Origin of the sequence: Streptomyces sp. NEAU-sy36 (assembly GCF_013423905.1) — a bacterium.
GTDB classification, from domain to species: domain Bacteria; phylum Actinomycetota; class Actinomycetes; order Streptomycetales; family Streptomycetaceae; genus Streptomyces; species Streptomyces misionensis.
Window position 1 is genome coordinate 4,254,195 of sequence record NZ_CP058977.1, and the last position, 17,203, is coordinate 4,271,397.

The following is a 17,203-nucleotide window of genomic DNA, read 5'->3' on the forward strand; positions in this document are numbered from 1 at the left end:
CAGGCACGCGGGAGATGTCCCGTGGTCGCAGAGGAAGGGGGCAGGCGCCGAGCTCTACACACCGCGCTGGCCTTCGAGCCGACCACCATGTGCCCTAACCCGAGCACCGCCCGAGCCGTCTGCTTTCGTGGCGAGATGCATGTGGTCACTCGATGGCTCGAGGCACACCTGTTTTCGAAGGGCTGTTGCGGAAATGGGTCCCGAAAGGGCGGCGTTTGTCAGAGGAGACGTGTAAAGTTCGGCCACCCACGGGGACGGGCCCTGATGTTGCACTTGCAAGATGATGATCCCCTGGCAAACCGGCCGAAATCCAACCGCGCTTCAGTGCGAACATTCACCCAACCGGTGTGTGATTTGCATCACTCCATTGGGGGCGATATCGGGAACTACCAGCACGGTTTCCCGCATCGGCTGCCTAGGTGTGGCCGGATCAACGTGCCACTCCCTGTCGTGAGGGCAGTAAGGCAAGGCATAGTAGGGGGACCGTCGTCCTCAAGTGTGACCGGCATCACAAAAGTCGGGATTCGCTTGCGTACGCGGCGGTAAACCGCATTCGGGCATAAGAGAAGGCCCCACCTGGCGCCCGCGAAGCAACCGGTGGAGCCTTCCCTCGCACACCGTGTGCAGTGCGGTCGGCCTTGTCAGGCCGGTCGGGCCCCGACCCTCAGGTCGGGGCTTTCCGCTACCAGGGCCAGGTCAGCACGATCTCGTAGACCACGCGGACCAGGAGCCCCAGCCACCGGGCGGCCCTTTCGGGCCGGTTCCGCTTGCTGCAGCACTGGCAATGCCCCTCCGACTCGTTCAGCTCAGTCATCGGGCCTATCACCTCATTCCTCTGGAGGCTGCGGATTTCGCAGCTCCTGGGAGGCCACAGCTGGCGTGGGCTCCCGGCCGGGGAGTCCACGCGTGCACGTAGGCCCCTGAGGTGAGAGGTGTGCCGGAACTTTACCGGAGCGCGACGGATACCGTTTCTGGGCAACTGCCCCTCTACCAGAGGGAGGACGACACTGGGTGCCATGCTGAGCGGTCGCTCAGAAGTTTGAATCCGAAGCTCAAGCCACGCTCAAACGCCTCACCTGCTGGTGCCGGGTGACGACACATCTGGTACGGCGTGCCAGCTTCTCGTACCAGCGTGCTGAAGCTCACACCTGAAGTACGTGGCAGGAGTGACGCGCAAGCGGTCACCCGACGTTGGAGGCTGCTGCAACGGGCGATGCAACACCCGGCGGCTCAGCTCCCGCATCGCGGTGGTCTGCCGCTCCACCGCTTCCGCGATCGAGGGGTCAACCCTCGACGGCCGGACGGCCTGGCGGTGCGCCTTGATGGCACGGCGGTAGCCCTCCGGCGCAGTCCGGCGCTCCACCGGCACGGCGAGCACGGCCGACTTCGGGACCGGGTCGGCGGCCGCCGTGGCGGGGCCGGCCTTCACGGGTACGGGCGCCAGGACGTGCAGCGTGCGAACGTTCGCGCCGCGCACCTTATGGTTGGCGGCTGCGACGAGCTTCGGCGCGCTCCAGCGCAGCTTCGTGCCGTAGGCGGGGGCGTCGGGGGCGACGTCCAGGCGGCCGATGTCCGCGTCGAACGCCACGGCCTGGACGTGACCGGCGAGTTCCGGCGCGGCCGCGGCAAGAATGGCGTCGAACTGGGCGAGGACGCTGCCGCGGGCGGCCGGGGCGACCATGCCGCGCTCGGTCAACATCATGCTGATCGCGCTGCCAAACCCGAGCGGCTCGCGGCCATCACGGTGTACGACCGCGCCGGTGCGCCGCTTCGGTTTCCCCTTCCGGGGCGCCCCCATTCTTCTTCGCCGCTTCCCGGGCCGCGACCAGGGCCTGGCGCGCGAGGTCGACGCCACTCAGCTCGGTGCTCACGCGATCACTACCCCGGCCGCCTCGCCGTCCAGCGGGGCGGCCGGCAAGCTCGGGCAACTGGTCCGTCCACGCCGGGCAATGGCAGCCTCGCTCCGGGCCGCCGCCCGCTCGCGCGGCTGCCCCAGCCGCGCCGCCAGCAAGTACTGCGCGTGCGCTCCCGGGCCGCAACGGCGGCTTTCGTCGCGGCCTCGACGGCGCCCGCACCGGAGAGTCCTTTGTGTTTCCTTTGCCTTTGGCGCGGCTCGCATCCGTGTCAGGGTGAGCCCGTCGAAATCCTCGGGTAGGCGGCGCCGGGTCCCGGCGGTACGGATTGAGTAGCCCTGCTCGGTTGGTGCGGGGTGGACGAGGACGGCGGCTCCGTCACCCACGGTTTCGGTGACGGCTTGCCAGAGTTGGTCACGGACCGGGCGGAGACGCTGCCGGCGGTCTTGGTAGCGGAGGACGAGCTATCCCCGCGGGCGCGGGGACGATGGTCCAGGCGAGGCGGACCGTGCCCGTCTCCAGTTCCCGGCCGATCAGCGAGGCGCCCGCCCAGGCAGCGACCAGGAAGGGCAGCGTGGTGACGGTCCAGGTGGCATAGAGCAGGTCCTTGTAGCGCAGGATCGCGTCCTGGTTGTACCGACAGGTCGCCCTCAGACCGCAGGCGTCGAACTGGCGCCAGCCCTCGGCCGCGGATGTGACCAGCGGGCCGCGCAGCAGCAGCAGTGTCACGGCGGTCGCGACGACCAGCGCGGTCCACGCACGCGGGGGAGCACGACGCGTCGAGCCTCGAGCTCAGCGCTGGTTGTCACCGGCCGCACCAACCCTTTAGCCGTCGGATCTTCGCCTCCTAAACTGGAGCCACAGACGAACGGGGGACGATATGGACGCAACTGGCGTGATCCGCCTGATGGTGACCGGAGGGGCCGATGTGGATCAGGAGGAGCTTGCTTACTTAACTGGCCAGTTGAGGAGGCGACTCCTCGAACTTGAAGTCGACGACGTACGGGGCGTCCAGCCCGACGGGGACGTGCCCGAGGGCGCCAAGCCCGGCGCCCTCGTCGCGGTCGGTGCGCTCGTCGTCAGTCTCGCGCCGACCGTACTCCGGCCCGTACTGCATCTGGTGGAGACCTGGATGCAGAGCCGCCCCGTCCACACGGTCAAGGTCGATGTCGGCGGTCGCCTGCTAGAACTGGGCCACGCGTCCCCGGAACAGCAACAGCTCTTGGTGGAGGCATTTCTGGCTCAGATACGCACCGAACCCGACGAATCCCCGGCGCAAGGCGGAGGAGAACCGCCAGCCGCGCAGGAGTAGCCAGGAGCAGGCTCGCCATGACCGACTCTCCCCTGGGCCCGGGCCGCAGGGACGCCCTCCTCATCGCGACGGGCACGTACGACGATCGCGCGCTCAGCGCGCTCCGCTCCCCGGCACAGGACTGCGTCGCCCTCGCCGAGGTGCTTGCCGACCCCGGCATCGGAGCGTTCCACACCGAACAGTTGAGAGACACCTCTGCGCATCAGGCGATGCGTGTAATCGAGCGCTTCTTCCAGAACCGCAGCCGCAACGACCTGCTGCTCGTCCACATCTCTTGCCACGGCATCAAGGACGACGATGGCCTCCTGTACTTCGCCGCCCGCGATACGGACCGTGACCTGCCCGCTTCCACGGCGGTTCCGGCCGCGTTCCTCCGCGACTGCATGGATCGCTGCAGGGCCCGCACGATAGTTGTCCTTCTAGACTGCTGTTACAGCGGAGCCTTTCTCCCCGGTACAAAGGGTGACGACCGGATCCACTTCCGTGAAGAACTCGGCGGCCATGGCAGGGCCGTACTGACCGCTACGAACCGGACCGAGTATGCCTGGGAGGGGAAGCGTCTCAGATTGAGGGCGCCGCAGCCGTCGCGTTTTACGGGTGCGCTGATCGAGGGCCTGCGCACAGGCGCGGCAGACCTGAACGGCGATGGCCGCATCACTGTCACCGAGCTGCACGAGTACGTGTACGAGTCCCTGCAACGTGCCGGCGTGAAGCAGCACCCTCGATTGTGGGCGGACCTGGAATACCAGGTGACCATCGCCCGGGTGGTGGGGGCGCCTTTCCGGCATGGCCCTGGTACGACCTCTTTGGGCCCGTCGGCCGAAACGACAGCCGATGCACGCGGTCTAGCCCAAAAGGGCTTCGCTGAGAGTACGGACGCGCTCTTCGGAGCTGTGAACGCCCCCGGGACCTACACACCTGTGCGGCGTGGCCGGGACGAGTTGATCCTGCTGGACCTCACGCTGGCCGAGACAGCATTAGGCACGCTGAAGGACTTCAGCGTCGCCACGGCGGTGGTGTGCTCGGCCTGCTCCGGCTCAGGCTGGGGTGCGGCACCCACGCTCTGCGAAGCGTGCAATGGCCGCGGCACGAAGGAGAAGACTCAGCGCAGCTTCCTCGGCCGGAGCGCCGAGGAGCTGCCCTGTCCCGCGTGCCAGGGGCGGGGCATGACCGGATCCCGCTGCCGCGAGTGCGACGGCCACGGCCGGGTGCCTGTCCGTCGCAGGCTCACCGTGAAAATTCCCGCCGGCGCCTTCGACGGGATGCGAATCCAGTTCGCCGGAGAGGGGCAGGTCGGCCCTGGAGGCGGCGAGCCGGGCGACGTGTACATCGAAGTCGTGGAACTCCCCCACTCAACCTTCCAGCGCAGAGGCGACGACCTGCACTGCACCGTGACTATCCCCCGGACAATGTCGATCACGGGCGGGACGACACAGTTAGACACCCTTGATGGCACGAAGACCGTCCGTATCCCCCAGGGAATTCGCCACGGACAGACCCTACGGCTCGCCAAGCTCGGCGCCACCCATCTCCATACCGGCGGCCGGGGGGACATCCTGGTCCGCATCGAGATATGCGATTGACACACTTCTCTCGGACCGACCGACCGCGACGGGCGGGGTGATCTACAGGAAAGGGACGGTATATCGGGTCGCCGCGCATCGGTCGCGGCGGCCTCAGTGTGACTGAGCGCTTCATGGCGAGTTGAGCAGGTCCCGATATGGCCCGGTTGTTGATGCTGTGTTGTGCTTTCCCTCCCGTACTGTTCGCGCACTGATGTGCTCTCGCCGTGGGTGACCTACAGGTCGTCGATGTTCCGGCAGGTCCGGCGTGGTCCCACGCCCGCCGTCCAGAGGACCTCGCGCTGCCCGAGCGGGCCACCAAGCACCTGGATCTCAAGCCGGAATGGCCGCGTTCGTGGACGGTGACGTGGAAGATCGGGAACACGTGGTGCCCACCGAGCGGCTGCCGCAGCCGTCGCCGGTACGCGAGGCCCTGGGGCCGCGCCGCCCTTCGGGGTGGGTGCCGCAGAAGGCCGGCCGCGGGCCCGGCGGCGCCGTGCTCCACGCCGTCGACTGCACCGAGGCCCCGCAGAACGCGCCGCTGCTGCCCCGACCGCGACCGGCTCCTCCTGGTCGGCTGCCAGCGCCAAGGCCTGCACCTGGCCGCCGCCCACCGCCTGGACCCGGTCGCCGGGCAGGGGATATGGGCCGCGGTCAGGCGGCGTAGCCGTACAGGGCCAGCGGGGACCGGGTCAGGGATCGCCAGGTCGAACAGGTCCTTGTCGGGCAGGGCCGCGCTGCTCGTCGTCCAGCCGGGGCGGCCCGATCCGGGGGTCTCCCAGGACCGCGTCTGTAGGTGCAGCGGACCAGCTCGGTGCCGATGGTCGGCAGGACCGGCGCCCCGGGTGTGGTCATCGGCGTACAGCCTCTTGGGACACCGGTATCTGAGCGTGGGTGTCGAGGACCGTCACGTCGAGGAGGGGCGCCGCGGTCTGGCCGCCGGGCATCCACCGCTGCGGCTTCCGAAGGCGTCACCTCCGTGAGTGAGGTTGGATGAGGGCCTTTCAGGGCCTGTTCGGAGTTCTGATCAGCACCTGCAGCGCCTTTACCAGACGTGCCGCGTCATTCTCGCCGAGCGGGGCGAGGAATTCGCGTTCCGCCGCCTCTCGGGCGTCCTCCGCATCGGCCCGCGCCCGTCTGCCTCGCTCCGTCAACTCAACGACGTTGCGACGCCGGTCCTCCTCACTGCGGCGCCGCTCCACCAGCCCCTTGCCCTCCAGCGCGTCGACGAGCGCGACCATCGTCGTTCGGTCCACGCCCAGTCGCCGCGCGGCCTCCAGCTGCGACAGCGGGCGGCCCGCCGCCAGCACCGCGAGCACCGCCAACTCCCGTGCGTCCAGACCGAACGGGGCCAGCGCGGGCCCGGCATGCTTGGCCAGCCGCAGCTGCGCGTGCTTGAGGAGGTAGCCCAGCCGCGTGCCGAGCAGCTCCTCGACCGCGGCCCCGTCGTCGTCATTCTCCGCCATCCCCAAATCTTAACCGGCACCTGATAGTCAGCATTACTGACGATCCACTACGGTGACGGTCATGCTCGTTGATGCACCCCACCGCGCGCTCCGCTTCGGCCTCAAGACGACGCCCATGCACCTGGCCTACAAAGACATCCTCCGCGTCTGGGAGGAGGCTGACGATCTGCCCGAACTCGACGACGCTTGGCTGTGGGACCACCTGATGCCGCTGGCCGGACCGCCCGGAGGGGCCGTCCTGGAGGGCTGGACACTGCTGGCCGCACTGGCCGCTCGTACCACCCGACTCCGTCTCGGCCTGCTCGTCACCAGCAACATGCTGCGTGCCCCCGCACACCTCGGAAAGATCGCCACCACCGTGGACGTGATCTCCCAAGGGCGCCTGATCATGGGCCTGGGCGTCGGCGGCACCCGACAGCCCGACGGCCCCAACCCGGCCGTCGCCGAGTACGCCGCCTACGGCCTCCCGCTCCCGAGTCCCGGCGAGGGACTGGCCCGCCTCACCGAGACGATCACCATCCTGAGCCGCATGTGGACCGAGGAGGTCTTCGATCACGACGGACTCTTCACCACCCTGCGCGGCACCCGCAACGGCCCCGGCCCGACCCGGCCCGGCGGCCCGCCACTGCTGCTCGGCGGCTGGGGCGACCGCACCCTGCGCATCATCGCCGAACACGCCGACATCTGGAACGTCCCCGGCCCGCCCCACAACAGCACCGACTGGATCACCGAGCGCGCCCGAATCCTGGACGCGCACTGCGCAGCGATCGGACGCGACCCCGCAGAGATCACCCGCTCCGTGCAGATCATCGTCGACTACGCCGCCCCTGCCACCACCCGAGCCCACGTCCGCGCACTCGCCGCCGCCGGCATCCGGCACGTCGTACTCGCGCTGCCCCGCCCCTATCCGGACAAGGCCGCACGCTGGCTTGTCGACGAGATTGTCACCCCGGTCCGTGAGAAGGGTGCCTGACCGGCCTTGGCAAGCGACACCGACAACCTCGCTCCCCGCCGACGCGGGGGTGTTCCGCCGCCCCGGACGCGTGCTCGGGGCGGCCTCGAAAGCTCCCCGCCGACCCGGGGGTCGGTGGCGCCGCTCTTCTTCGTCGCCTCCCGGGCCGCGATCAGGGCCTGGTGCGTGAGGTCGACGCCGCTCAGCTCGGTCACGCGATCACCGCCCCGGCCGTGTCGCCGTCCAGCTGGCGCGCGGCGAGTTCGCGCAGCTGCTCCAGCCGTGTCGCGAGCAGGTACTGCGCGCGCTCCCGGGCCGCATCGGCGGCCTTCGTCGCGGCCTCGACGGCGTCCGCACCGGAGAGTCCAAGGACGGCGGAACACCCCACGTCGGTGGGGAGGACACGGTGAGGCAGGCGGTGGCCCCGAACCGGGTTCGGCACACCGCGTCGACGGGGAGGACTGGCGGTCGGACATCAGTAAGAACCAGATGGTCGGAACACCCCCGCGTCGGCGGGGAGGACACTTCCTGACCTGGACCTTAGGAAGGGCTTTGTGTTCCCTCTGCCTTTGGTGCGGTTCATATCCGTCCCCGCGGGCGCGGGGACGACAGCAGGGTCCTCGGTCGGGGGAAGGCGGTGTCGTGAGCTGCCCCTGCGGACGCGGGGACGACCCGTCGCACTTCCAGCAGTCGCCCATGCCCTAGGAACTAGGCGGTTTCGTTTGGGTCACCGGGCGGACCAGAGGAAGATGCCCGCGATGTGGAGTCCGGCCAGGTAGATGGTGGCGGTCTTCTCGTAGCGGGTGGCGATGCCTCGCCACTGCTTCAGGCGGTTGATGCACCGCTCGACGGTGTTGCGCTGCTTGTAGGTCTCGCGATCGAAGGCCGGTGGCCTGCCGCCCCGGCTGCCCCGACGTAGCCGGTGTCCGCTCTGGTCAGCGGGGACGGGGATCACTGCCCGGATGCCGCGCCTGCGCAGGTGCTCGCGGATCGCACGCGAGGAGTACGCCTTGTCGGCCAGGACCAGGTCCGGCCTGGTGCGCGGCCGTCCGCGCCGACGGGGAACGCGCAGGCGGGCCATGACCTCGGTGAAGGCAGGTGCGTCACCGGCCTGGCCCGCGGTGAGAACGAACGCGAGAGGCCGGCAGCGGGCATCGGCAGCGAGGTGGATCTTCGTGGTCAGCCCGCCCCGGGACCGGCCGATGGCGTGGTCGTCCGGTTCGCCGGCCGGGGCCCCTTTTTGCGGGCCCCAGCCGCGTGCTGGTGAGCCCGCACGATCGTCGAGTCCACCGAGACGGCCCAGTTGAGGTCCTCATCTGCGTCGGCCTGGGCCACCAGGGCGGTGAAGACCCGCTCCCAGGTTGCCGTACTTCTCCGGCAGGTGGACCCACTGCGTACCGGTCTGGAACTTGTAGGCAATCGCGTCGATCACCTCACGATGGTCGCGCCAGCGGCCACCCCGCTTCGGCGTCCGGTCCGGGAATAACGGCTCGATCCGCGCCCACTGCGCGTCAGTCAACGGCACACCCGGACCAACGACCGACTGATCCGAACGAAACCGCCTAGCCCTCCTGCCTTGCGAGCGTGTCCAGGACATCCGCGACCGGGGTGGGATCCAGAGGGCCGACGTGTGACGCCTCGGGGAAATCGTGCACGCGGAAGCTGTTGCCGGGTGTGGACGCGTCGGCTTCCGCGATCATTCTGTCCTGGAGCGCGGTGGCGATCGTACGGTCCCTGCCGAAACGCAGGTATGTGCGGTGAAGGCGTCCCCAGTTGCCGGCCCGGCCGACCGCTCGGCCCGCATAGGCGGCGACGGGCTCGTCGGTCTGCATGCCGGCCAGTATCCGGCGGAAGGCGGCGTCGGGGTAGTCCGCGCAGATCATCTCCTTCAGCAGGGCCAAGTCAGCGCTGACACCCGTACGGAAGTTCAGCCGCAATACCCCGAGCCGGTCCGGGTCGCCCACCGTCAGCTCCACCGGGCTGACGGCGTTCGCGTTCTCGGGTGCCGCCGTGCAGGCGTCCGCCGTGGGCAGGACGCGGCTGGGGCAGAAGGCCGCCATGTAGCAGATGTGGTGGAGCAGGTGCGGGACGGCGTCGGCGACGCGGCTGACCGACACGCCGCCCAGGCTGTGTCCGACCAGTATCACCGGGCCGTTGCGTGCGGCCTGCCGCACGATGCCCGTGACGCGTGCCTCGTAGTCGTCCAGCCCGAGGCCCTTCAGCGGGGAGGGCTCGACCGCCATCGCTGCGAGGTCCTGCCGCTGGTACGACTCCGCCACGAAAGCCTCCGCGCCGTGCCGCGGCTGGTCCACCATGACGACGCGGTGGCCGCGCAGCACCAGTTCCCGCGCAATCGGCATCCAGAACGCGCCGGCGCTGTGGGTACCGTGCACCAGCACGTAGGTTCCGAACCCGCGACGCGGGGCCGCCGCGGCCGGCGAGGTTCCGAGTGCGGTGGCCAGTGCCGTACCTCCCACCGCGAGCCCCAGCCCACGCAGCGCCGTCCGCCGGGTGGCACCTTTTCCTGCTTCGTTCGTGTCATTCATCATATACACAACGCTATGAACGCCCAGTTCGGCCCACCAGCGGTCCAGCACCCCCACGGAGGTGGACCCAGAACCACCCTGCCGGGCACCCGGCCCGACGACGAAGGCATCACACAGCAACGGGTCAGGCTGCGCGGCAGGCTCGCCTGCGTCTGTGGCATGGCCGGCTCCATCGGCTCAGGCGTCCCGGTGACGGGGTCATGGTGGCGCGCCCCGCTCGCACTGCCGAACAGTGAACAGTGACCACCAGCCTGGTCTGGTCCGGCCGAGGCCTGGGATGTCAGTGCTGCGGTCCATACTCGTGCCGCGGCGCCACCCGGGCACCGCAACACGAGGGGAGCGACATGGCTGAGGTGCTGGTATTCCACCATGGACACGGGCTGACTGCCGGAGTCCGCGGTTTCGCCGAGCAGTTGCGACGGGCCGGACACACCGTCCACGCTCCGGATCTGTACGAAGGGAAGGTATTCGACAGCCTTGAGGAAGGCGCCGCCTATGCCGAGAGCGTCGGGTTCGACACGCTCATCGCGCGCGGAGCCTCCGCCGCCGAGGGGCTGCCTGCGGAGATGGTCTATGTCGGCTTCTCGCTCGGTGTCCTGCCGGCGCAGAAGCTGGCCCAGACCCGCCCCGGAGCAAAGGGGGCCTCGTTGCTCGAAGCGTGTGTCCCTGTCTCGGAGTTCGGCGCCGCCTGGCCCCAAGACGTCCCGGTTCAGATTCACGGCATGGACGCAGATCCGTTCTTCGCCGGGGAGGGTGATGCGGACGCCGCCCGCGCGCTCGCCGAGAAGGCGACGGACGCCGAGCTGTTCCTCTACCCCGGCGACAGGCACCTGTTCACCGACAGCAGCCTGCCGTCCTACGACGAACAGGCCGCGACGCAGGTCACCCATCGAGTGCTCGGCTTCCTCGACCGCATCGGGTAGGACGTCGACGACCTGATCCAGTCGGCGGCAAGACGGCCGTGCGCAGGGGTCGATGACGACGTCACGGACGACGGAGTTCGTCGCTCGTGGCTGCGCCGGCCGCCCGGGGCGGAGGACCGTCAGCCATGCGCACGGTGGCGGCGGGCCGCCCATCGGGACGGACCAATCACTCGGCCGGGGCCGACCCCTCGGCTCGGGGTGGGGGCAAGGCGGTAGGAGTCGGTGCCCGTCCGTCATGGAGCCGGGGTAAATTTTCCCTCCGGACCAGCGACGCGGAAATGCGGGTACCTCGACGCCTGAAAGTCGGGTCCGCGTGCGGGAGGGTGCGTCCGGACCTCGCGCGGTGGCTGGGCGGTCGGCTCGTCGAGACCTGTGACAGGCGGTCATCCAACATTCGGTAGTCGGCATCGGGGTGCAGCCCGGCACCGGCAGCGCCAGGGGCATGGTGCCTCGCGACGCGATCGGCCACGTCGAGGACCTGCGCACCGGGTGGAAGGGCTCGTACCGCAGGAGCCGGCAGGTCGAGGGTCCCGGTCTCCGGGAGCACGGGGTGCGGGCTGCTGGAGAACCGCAAACGCACGGCGTCGAGCCCCCTCCGACTTGGATCCCCAGAGGCGTCGCAACGCCCCTGCCGAGCCCCGGAATCCGCCCACCGGGACCACCTCGGCTACCCCCTGGATCCGCCCACCGGCACCACCTGTCCGTGCGCACGGAGCGGCGGCAGCGCCCGCGCTACCCTGCGGAGGAAGGGCCGTCCGAGCCAGGTGCTCTCTCCGCGGGGCGCAGCAGTGTCAGGTCGTCCCCGAAGCCGACGATCAGGCCCTCCTCCCCCAGCGCGGCGAGGCTTCCTACCCGGTGGGGGAAGCGCAGCGGCTCGCCCAACTCGGTCATCTGCCGGACGTCCCACGTCCGTACGGTGCCGTCATGGCCACCGCTCACCGCCACCGGGCGTCCGCCCAGCCGGGTCACGGCCAGGGCTGTGATCAGGCCTCGGTGTCCGCGCAGGGGCACGTCGCGGGCGCGGCCCGTGGTCACGTCCCAGACCCACAACTGCGGGTCGAACGCTGCCGTGGTCACGGCGAGTTCGTCGTCGCCGCAGCGCACCGGCACGATCCGGGACACCGCGCGCCGGTGCCCGCGCATCGGCCCGCCCAGCGGCTGCCAGTGGTTCAGTTCCCAGCGCCGTACGGTGTGGTCGGAGCGTCCGATGAGGACGACGGCCGGTCCGTTGTCCGAGGACGTGGTGGCGGCGAGGGCCGTGATCCGGCGCGGAGCCGCATCCTCGCGCGGTGGTTTCAGCGCGGGCCGCAGCTGCCGGCCTGTTGCCGGGTCCCACACCCGTACGGTCCCCTCCGCGCTCCCGACCAGCACCGCCGGCCGCCCGTCGACCACGGCCGTGGCCAGGCACTGCGGTTGCTCGGCGCCGCAGTCGATCGGCGGGTACGCTGCGGTGGCCGTCGCGAGGTTGGTGATCCGTATCAGTCGGTCCTCGTGCCCGGCGGTCACCAGCAGGGTCCGCCCGGTCTGCGTCAAAGTGGCCATGGCGGCCACCCCTCCCCGATGCCTGGTCAGCGCCACGACCGCGGCCCGCGGGTCGGCCGGGTTCCAGGCCCCGGTCTCGCCGCTGTCCGGGTCGTCGCCCACGACCAGCCATCGCCCGGCGACCCGCGCCGTCACCCGCACCCGCCGCGCCGTGGCGGGTCCGTCCATCGCGCCGCCGCCGTGCCGCCGCCGCTCGGGCCGCCAGACGCGCGCCACTCCGTCGAAGGCCAGCCCGACCACCGCGGGCTGCCCGTCCGCCACTCCGAACTCCACGTCCACTACGGGCTGTTCAAGCCCGACGAACGGTTCGGGGGCGCCGCTCTCCCCGGCGTCGTCCAGCGCCCGCCACCGCACGGTGCGGGCGAGGCCGCCGAACGCGATGTACGTCCGCCCGCGGTACCGCCGCACGCAGAGGGCGTCGATCCGTCCGGCCTTGCCCGGCGGGCCCTCGCGCACCGGTCCGGTGAGGCCGTCGTCGGCGATCTCACGTCCCGTCGCCGGGTCCCACACCCGTACGTCCCCGGTCCACCTCCCCACCGACACGACGACCGTGCGGGCGTCCCGTTCCGCCACGGCCAGGGACCCCGGTCCGTCCGGGGCGTGGCCCGCGTACGGATCGCCGATCTCACGTCCGGTGGCCGGGTCCCAGACCCGCACCAGCCCGTCCCGGTCGTCGCACACCACCGCCGGCCGCCCGTCCACGACGACTCCGGCGCCCACCATGGCCAGGCCCTTGCCCGGCCCGAACGGGACCCCGACCGGCGTTCCGTCCACCACGTCCCGCAGCCGCAGCGTGCCCTCGCTCTCCAGTCGGCCCGGCTGCCCGGCGCCGTCCGCCTCCTCCCGGCCGGTCAGTACCAGCAGCCGCTTCCCGTCCGGCACGGCCGCCACCAGACGGGTCCCGCCCTCGGCGGCGAAGCCCGCCCGCCGTTCCCCGGTCACCGCGTCACGGACGCGCAGGTCGCCTCTGCCGTCCAGGTCCAGCACGACGGGCCGTCCATCCCACACGCCCAGTCGGCCGTCCATGACGCAGCGCAGCACACGGACCAGCCGCTCGTCCGCGCCCCGTCCGGTCGCCCAGGCCGGCTCCCACGGCGCGTCCGACGCACCGCCCGCGCCGACGTCCTCCAGCCGCCAGCCGAACCGCAGCGCCTCCAGCGCGAGCACCTGCCCGAGCGCCGCCTCCCGGCCGCCGGTTCCCCGCGGCTGCGTCACCGACCGCCGTACGATCTCCGCCCGGCGCGCCGCCTCCCGCTCGTCCTCCGCCACCTGTGCCTCCCCCTTGTCGCCCAACCCTCCGCCCGCCCGCACCCGAGCCTTCCGCGGCCCATGCCCGGGCCCGCGGACGGTCGCCACCGCCAGGGCCGGCGGTCTGCCGTGCCCGTAGTGAACTACGCCTCCTCGCCCGGCTCCCACTCCCAGCCCGCCGATGGGCACCGGCGCGCCTTCAGCGTCGCTGGCTCCGTTCCTTGTTCAGCAGCTGCACTGTCCGGAGGTCGGCCCGCTCCGTCACGGTCTTCCCGGGTGCTTCTCCGTGACGCTGGTCCGGCGGTCAGGAGGCCACCGTCAGCACGATCTTGCCTTGGATGTGTCCCTGCGCGGCTCGCGCGTGCGCGCGTGCCGCCTCGGACAGCGGGTAGGTGCTGTCCACCCCGGTCTGAAGCTCGCCCTCGCCGAACAGGCGCCCGATCTCGGCGAGTTGTGGGCCGTTGGAGCGCACCTGGATGTTCGAGACGGTGATGCCCAGACGCGCCGTCTCTTCCGGGTCGAACTGGGCGAAGAACACCGGAAGCATGGTGCCGCCGCGCTTGAGCACGGTGAGGAAGCGGGAGCTGGCGGGGCCGCCGACGGTGTCGACGACCAGGTCGACGCCGCTGACCACGTCCGCGGCCCGCGTCGTGGTGTAGTCGACGAACTCGTCGGCGCCGAGCTTGCGCAGGAACTGCTCGTGCCGGCCCGAGGCCACCGCGACGAGGTGCGCCTTCCTCCATTTCGCCAGTTGCACCGCGAAGTGGCCCACACCACCGGCGGCCCCATTGACCAGCACGGTCATCCCCGGCTTGATCGGCACCGGCTGGTGCACCCGGCCGGTGAAGGGAGACGGCACGTCGTGGCCGAGATCAATCAGGTACTGCCACGCGGTCAGCACGGCCATCGGCGCCCCAGCCGCCTGCACGTGGTCGATACCGGCCGGCTTGTGCGCCAGGTCGGAAGCCGGCGCGGCCACGTACTGGGCGTATGTCCGGCCGTCGAATCCGGGGAACCGCAGCATGCCGAAGACCTCGTCGCCGACGGCGAACCCCGGTACGTCCGGAGCGACCGCCTCGACCACGCCCGACATGTCCGACCCGGGGACGAGGGGGAACTCCAGCGCCGGCCTCATCTCGGCCGGCATGACCTTCATCCCCTCACGCAGGTACCAGTCCGGCGGGTTGATGCCCGCCGCATGCACCCGGACGAGCACTTCGCCCGGGCCGATCTCGGGGACCGGCACCTCGTCGTACCGCAGAACCTCCGGACCGCCCGCTTCGTGGATCTGGATCGCCTTCATCGCGCCTTCGCTCTCTCGGGGAAACGTTGCCCCTTCAGTCAAGGCCCAGGACGTCATGCCCGTCCAAGACCGGTTCGGCAACCGGATCATTCCGAAACGGCATGACGCGTATCCTGCACGGGTGAACGACCTCGGACAGGATCTGGAACTGCGGCTCGTGCGCTACTTCACCGTGGTGGCGGCACACGGGCACTTCGGCCGGGCCGCCGCCGACCTGCACGTGGCCCAGCCGGCGCTGAGCCGTCAGATCCAACGGCTCGAGAAGTATCTCGGCACACGGCTGCTGGACCGCACCCCTCAGGGCACCCGGCTCACTCCGGCCGGCCAGACGTTCCTCCCGCGGGCCGAAGCCCTGCTGCGGGCCGCCCGCCAGGCCGAGCTGGCCGTACGTGAACAAGCCCAGAGCGCTCGAATCGCCATCGGCTACGTCGAAGACCTGGTGATCACTTCCGCCGTGCAGGAACTGCGCCGCCGGCACCCCGACGCCGAGATCACCACCCGGCATCTGAGCTGCCGCGACGTCGGGGCGCTGGCCGACAAGCGCGTCGACGCCCTGATCGCGCGGGCCCCGCTGCCGCTCGCCGACGACGACGTGTCCACCACCCCGCTGTACGACGAGCCCCGGGTGCTCGTGGTCCCGCGCGGCCATCCCCTGGCCGACCGCGCGTCGGTGACCGCGGAGGAACTGGCCGGCGAAGAGGTGATGCCTTGTGCGTTCGAGACCGCGGACTGGACTTCCTACCGGGTCCTGGGGGCCGACGTGCCAACGGTCGAGAGCTACGAGGACAAGCTCGAACTCGTCGCGAGCGGCGGGGCGATCGCCGTGCTACCGGTCGGTGACCGGCGCAGCTCGCTGCGTCCCGACCTCCTCACCATCCCGGTCGAGGGCGCGCCTCCCAGCCGGGTCGTCATGGTCAGCCGCAAGGGGGACCCGAACCCGATGATCAGGAATCTCCGCCTGGCCGCCAAGGCCGTGCTGACCGCCCCGGCATCCTGACCAGGACCGGGGCGGGCGCATCGCCAGGCGGAGATGTTCGATGGATGACCCTCGGGCTCGGTTCTTGAGCAGGAGGGCGCCATGGCGGTGGGCTTGGTCGTCGGTGGGGCGGCGGGCCAGGGTGAGGTTGAGGCCGGCGGAGCGGCGGTGAGGGTAGTCGACGGGCCCACGGCGTTCCGCACTGCATGCCCCCGCGCTCCGCGTCGGAGCAGGGGCGCCGGCTTGGGCTCCTCTTGAGAGTGTCCGCGCCATGACCGGCGCGGAGGGCATGCGGGGACAGCGCGGCGGGCGCCCGAGAGCGGCCGTCGGGGATGCGTGGGCGGGCTGGTGTGTCATGCGTCAGGCGTGCAGCACGACCTTTCCGGCGACGGTGCCGGACTCGGCGAGCCGCATCGCCTCGGCGGCCTGGCCGAGGGGCAGTTCGGCCGCGATCCGGGCGGTGATCTCGCCCCGCTGAAGGGCTTCGAACACCTGGGTGAGGTCGGTGCGCAGCCGGGCGCGGAACCGGTTCTTGGACAGGGCACGGCCGGCCCAGACGTTGAAGAAGTAGGCGCGGCGGCGGTTGGGCAGCGTGTTCCACAGCCAGACGCGGCCGAGGAGCTTGAGCACCGGCCACTGCTTTGAGCCCTCGTCGTCGCGGGTGGAGGCGCTGCCGTAGGAGACGAGCGTGCCGCCGGGCGCGAGCAGGCGCCAGGAGTCGACGATGCCGGGGCCGCCGACGTGGTCGAAGACGGCGTCCACGCCGTGCGGTGCGAGCTCGCGGAGGCGGGCGGGGACGTTGTCGGTCCGGTAGTCGACCGGCGTCACCCCCTGTGCGCGCAGGGCGGCGTGGTGGCGTGCGGACGCGGTGCCGATCACCTTCGCGCCGGCCGCGTGGGCCAGCTGGACCAGGACCGAGCCGACCCCTCCGTTGGCGCCGTGCACCAGGACGGTCTGCCCGGCACGGACGCGGGCCTTGCGGTGCAGCATCTGCCAGGCCGTGATGCCGTTGATCACCACGGTCTCCGCCTCCGCCGCGCCGATCCCGTCCGGGACTCGCACCAGGTCGGCGGCGTCGACGACCACGTGACTGGCCCAGCCACCGACCTTCAGCAGGGCGGCCACCCGGGTGCCTGCCAGACCCGCATCGACACCCTCGCCGGTCTCCGCCACGGTGCCGACCACGTCGTAGCCGGGGACGAACGGGAAGGGCGGCTGGTCGTAGTAGCGGCCGCGGCGCATCTGCTGTTCCGCGAAGGAGACACCGGTCGCCTCCATCCGGATCACGACCTGGCCCGGCCCGGGAGCCGGAACAGCGCCCTGGCGCACCTGGAGCCCTTCCGGCTCGACCTTGCCCGGCAGCACGACCTCGACCATCACAGCGGCGTTCATGACGACCTCCCTCGACTCGACCAGTCGGTTAGTGACTGGCGCTTTCGTTAGAGGTTATAACGCGAGCGAAGAGTGACAGTCAAGCGTGTTCGTAATAGGGTCTAACTACAGCTTGGGGGAAAGCCGCT

The 17,203-nt window shown here is 70.7% G+C and carries 16 protein-coding genes and 1 pseudogene; 5 read left to right on the forward strand and 12 right to left on the reverse strand.

The genetic code is table 11. The features are described from left to right. Nucleotides 1-682 precede the first annotated feature (682 nt). The 5 genes from HZZ00_RS38620 to HZZ00_RS19350 form a co-directional block, all read right to left on the reverse strand. Nucleotides 683-814 (reverse strand): hypothetical protein, encoded by a 132-nt coding sequence (locus HZZ00_RS38620; protein ID WP_257584868.1) that lies wholly within the window; start codon nt 812-814, stop codon nt 683-685. 258 nt (nt 815-1,072) lie between these two features. Continuing rightward, nucleotides 1,073-1,702, reverse strand: coding sequence for a DciA family protein (locus HZZ00_RS19340; RefSeq protein WP_180327615.1), 630 nt, complete (start codon nt 1,700-1,702; stop codon nt 1,073-1,075). 37 nt (nt 1,703-1,739) lie between these two features. After that, entirely contained in the window at nt 1,740-1,871 is a 132-nt protein-coding gene (locus tag HZZ00_RS38625) for a hypothetical protein (RefSeq protein ID WP_257584869.1), read from the reverse strand. Then, nucleotides 1,868-2,239 (reverse strand): type I-E CRISPR-associated endoribonuclease Cas2, encoded by a 372-nt coding sequence (locus HZZ00_RS39235; RefSeq protein ID WP_374028467.1) that lies wholly within the window; start codon nt 2,237-2,239, stop codon nt 1,868-1,870. The genes HZZ00_RS38625 and HZZ00_RS39235 overlap by 4 nt, the downstream gene beginning before the upstream one ends. Nucleotides 2,240-2,267: 28 nt before the next feature. Then, nucleotides 2,268-2,582 carry a hypothetical protein gene (locus tag HZZ00_RS19350; protein WP_180327616.1) on the reverse strand — a complete coding sequence of 105 codons (315 nt, stop codon included), beginning with the start codon at nt 2,580-2,582 and terminating at the stop codon, nt 2,268-2,270. Nucleotides 2,583-2,748: 166 nt separating this feature from the next. Here HZZ00_RS19350 and HZZ00_RS19355 point away from each other — a divergent pair, with 166 nt between their 5' ends. Both HZZ00_RS19355 and HZZ00_RS19360 read left to right on the forward strand, forming a co-directional pair. After that, on the forward strand, nt 2,749-3,165 hold the full coding sequence (locus HZZ00_RS19355; protein ID WP_257584870.1) for a hypothetical protein: 417 nt from the start codon (nt 2,749-2,751) through the stop codon (nt 3,163-3,165). Between the two features lie 17 nt (nt 3,166-3,182). Beyond that, nucleotides 3,183-4,748: a DnaJ C-terminal domain-containing protein gene (locus tag HZZ00_RS19360; protein WP_180327617.1), complete on the forward strand. Its 1,566-nt coding sequence runs from the start codon at nt 3,183-3,185 to the stop codon at nt 4,746-4,748. A 983-nt stretch (nt 4,749-5,731) separates the two neighbouring features. Here HZZ00_RS19360 and HZZ00_RS19365 read toward each other — a convergent pair. Continuing rightward, nucleotides 5,732-6,193, reverse strand: a complete 462-nt coding sequence (locus HZZ00_RS19365) for a MarR family winged helix-turn-helix transcriptional regulator (protein WP_180327618.1) — start codon at nt 6,191-6,193, stop codon at nt 5,732-5,734. A 61-nt stretch (nt 6,194-6,254) separates the two neighbouring features. Between HZZ00_RS19365 and HZZ00_RS19370 the strand changes: the two genes are divergently transcribed. After that, nucleotides 6,255-7,166: an LLM class flavin-dependent oxidoreductase gene (locus HZZ00_RS19370; protein WP_219013904.1), complete on the forward strand. Its 912-nt coding sequence runs from the start codon at nt 6,255-6,257 to the stop codon at nt 7,164-7,166. 190 nt (nt 7,167-7,356) lie between these two features. Here the strand turns inward: HZZ00_RS19370 and HZZ00_RS19375 are convergent, their stop codons facing one another. The 3 genes and pseudogenes from HZZ00_RS19375 to HZZ00_RS19385 all read right to left on the reverse strand — a co-directional run bounded on the left by HZZ00_RS19375 (nt 7,357) and on the right by HZZ00_RS19385 (nt 9,544). Continuing rightward, nucleotides 7,357-7,533, reverse strand: a complete 177-nt coding sequence (locus HZZ00_RS19375) for a hypothetical protein (protein WP_180327576.1) — start codon at nt 7,531-7,533, stop codon at nt 7,357-7,359. A gap of 339 nt (nt 7,534-7,872) precedes the next feature. After that, a pseudogene (locus HZZ00_RS19380) lies at nt 7,873-8,742 on the reverse strand (IS5 family transposase). Further along, nucleotides 8,708-9,544 (reverse strand): alpha/beta hydrolase, encoded by an 837-nt coding sequence (locus tag HZZ00_RS19385; protein WP_374028556.1) that lies wholly within the window; start codon nt 9,542-9,544, stop codon nt 8,708-8,710. Before HZZ00_RS19385 ends, HZZ00_RS19380 begins: the two are co-directional and overlap by 35 nt. 491 nt (nt 9,545-10,035) lie before the next feature. Here HZZ00_RS19385 and HZZ00_RS19390 point away from each other — a divergent pair, with 491 nt between their 5' ends. Continuing rightward, entirely contained in the window at nt 10,036-10,614 is a 579-nt protein-coding gene (locus tag HZZ00_RS19390; protein ID WP_180327619.1) for a dienelactone hydrolase family protein, read from the forward strand. Between the two features lie 732 nt (nt 10,615-11,346). On the opposite strand, the gene HZZ00_RS19395 is transcribed toward HZZ00_RS19390, so the two are convergent. Together HZZ00_RS19395 and HZZ00_RS19400 are read right to left on the reverse strand one after the other, a co-directional pair. Beyond that, a complete protein-coding gene (locus HZZ00_RS19395) occupies nt 11,347-13,425 on the reverse strand; it encodes a WD40 repeat domain-containing protein (protein ID WP_180327620.1) in 2,079 nt (692 codons plus the stop codon). A 283-nt stretch (nt 13,426-13,708) separates the two neighbouring features. Beyond that, nucleotides 13,709-14,707, reverse strand: a complete 999-nt coding sequence (locus tag HZZ00_RS19400) for an NADP-dependent oxidoreductase (protein ID WP_180333601.1) — start codon at nt 14,705-14,707, stop codon at nt 13,709-13,711. A 121-nt stretch (nt 14,708-14,828) separates the two neighbouring features. Here HZZ00_RS19400 and HZZ00_RS19405 point away from each other — a divergent pair, with 121 nt between their 5' ends. Further along, nucleotides 14,829-15,704: a LysR family transcriptional regulator gene (locus tag HZZ00_RS19405; protein WP_257584872.1), complete on the forward strand. Its 876-nt coding sequence runs from the start codon at nt 14,829-14,831 to the stop codon at nt 15,702-15,704. Between the two features lie 339 nt (nt 15,705-16,043). Here the strand turns inward: HZZ00_RS19405 and HZZ00_RS19410 are convergent, their stop codons facing one another. Then, a complete protein-coding gene (locus tag HZZ00_RS19410) occupies nt 16,044-17,075 on the reverse strand; it encodes a medium chain dehydrogenase/reductase family protein (RefSeq protein WP_180327622.1) in 1,032 nt (343 codons plus the stop codon). Nucleotides 17,076-17,203 lie beyond the last annotated feature (128 nt).

Excerpts from the sequence above, each read along its gene's own strand:
- HZZ00_RS38620 (WP_257584868.1), bottom strand. The coding sequence starts at position 814 with ATGACTGAGCTGAACGAGTCGGAGGGGCATTGCCAGTGCTGCAGCAAG.
- HZZ00_RS19340 (WP_180327615.1), bottom strand. The coding sequence starts at position 1,702 with ATGATGTTGACCGAGCGCGGCATGGTCGCCCCGGCCGCCCGCGGCAGC.
- HZZ00_RS19360 (WP_180327617.1), top strand. The coding sequence starts at position 3,183 with ATGACCGACTCTCCCCTGGGCCCGGGCCGCAGGGACGCCCTCCTCATC.
- HZZ00_RS19365 (WP_180327618.1), bottom strand. The coding sequence starts at position 6,193 with ATGGCGGAGAATGACGACGACGGGGCCGCGGTCGAGGAGCTGCTCGGC.
- HZZ00_RS19370 (WP_219013904.1), top strand. The coding sequence starts at position 6,255 with ATGCTCGTTGATGCACCCCACCGCGCGCTCCGCTTCGGCCTCAAGACG.
- HZZ00_RS19390 (WP_180327619.1), top strand. The coding sequence starts at position 10,036 with ATGGCTGAGGTGCTGGTATTCCACCATGGACACGGGCTGACTGCCGGA.
- HZZ00_RS19400 (WP_180333601.1), bottom strand. The coding sequence starts at position 14,707 with ATGAAGGCGATCCAGATCCACGAAGCGGGCGGTCCGGAGGTTCTGCGG.
- HZZ00_RS19410 (WP_180327622.1), bottom strand. The coding sequence starts at position 17,075 with ATGAACGCCGCTGTGATGGTCGAGGTCGTGCTGCCGGGCAAGGTCGAG.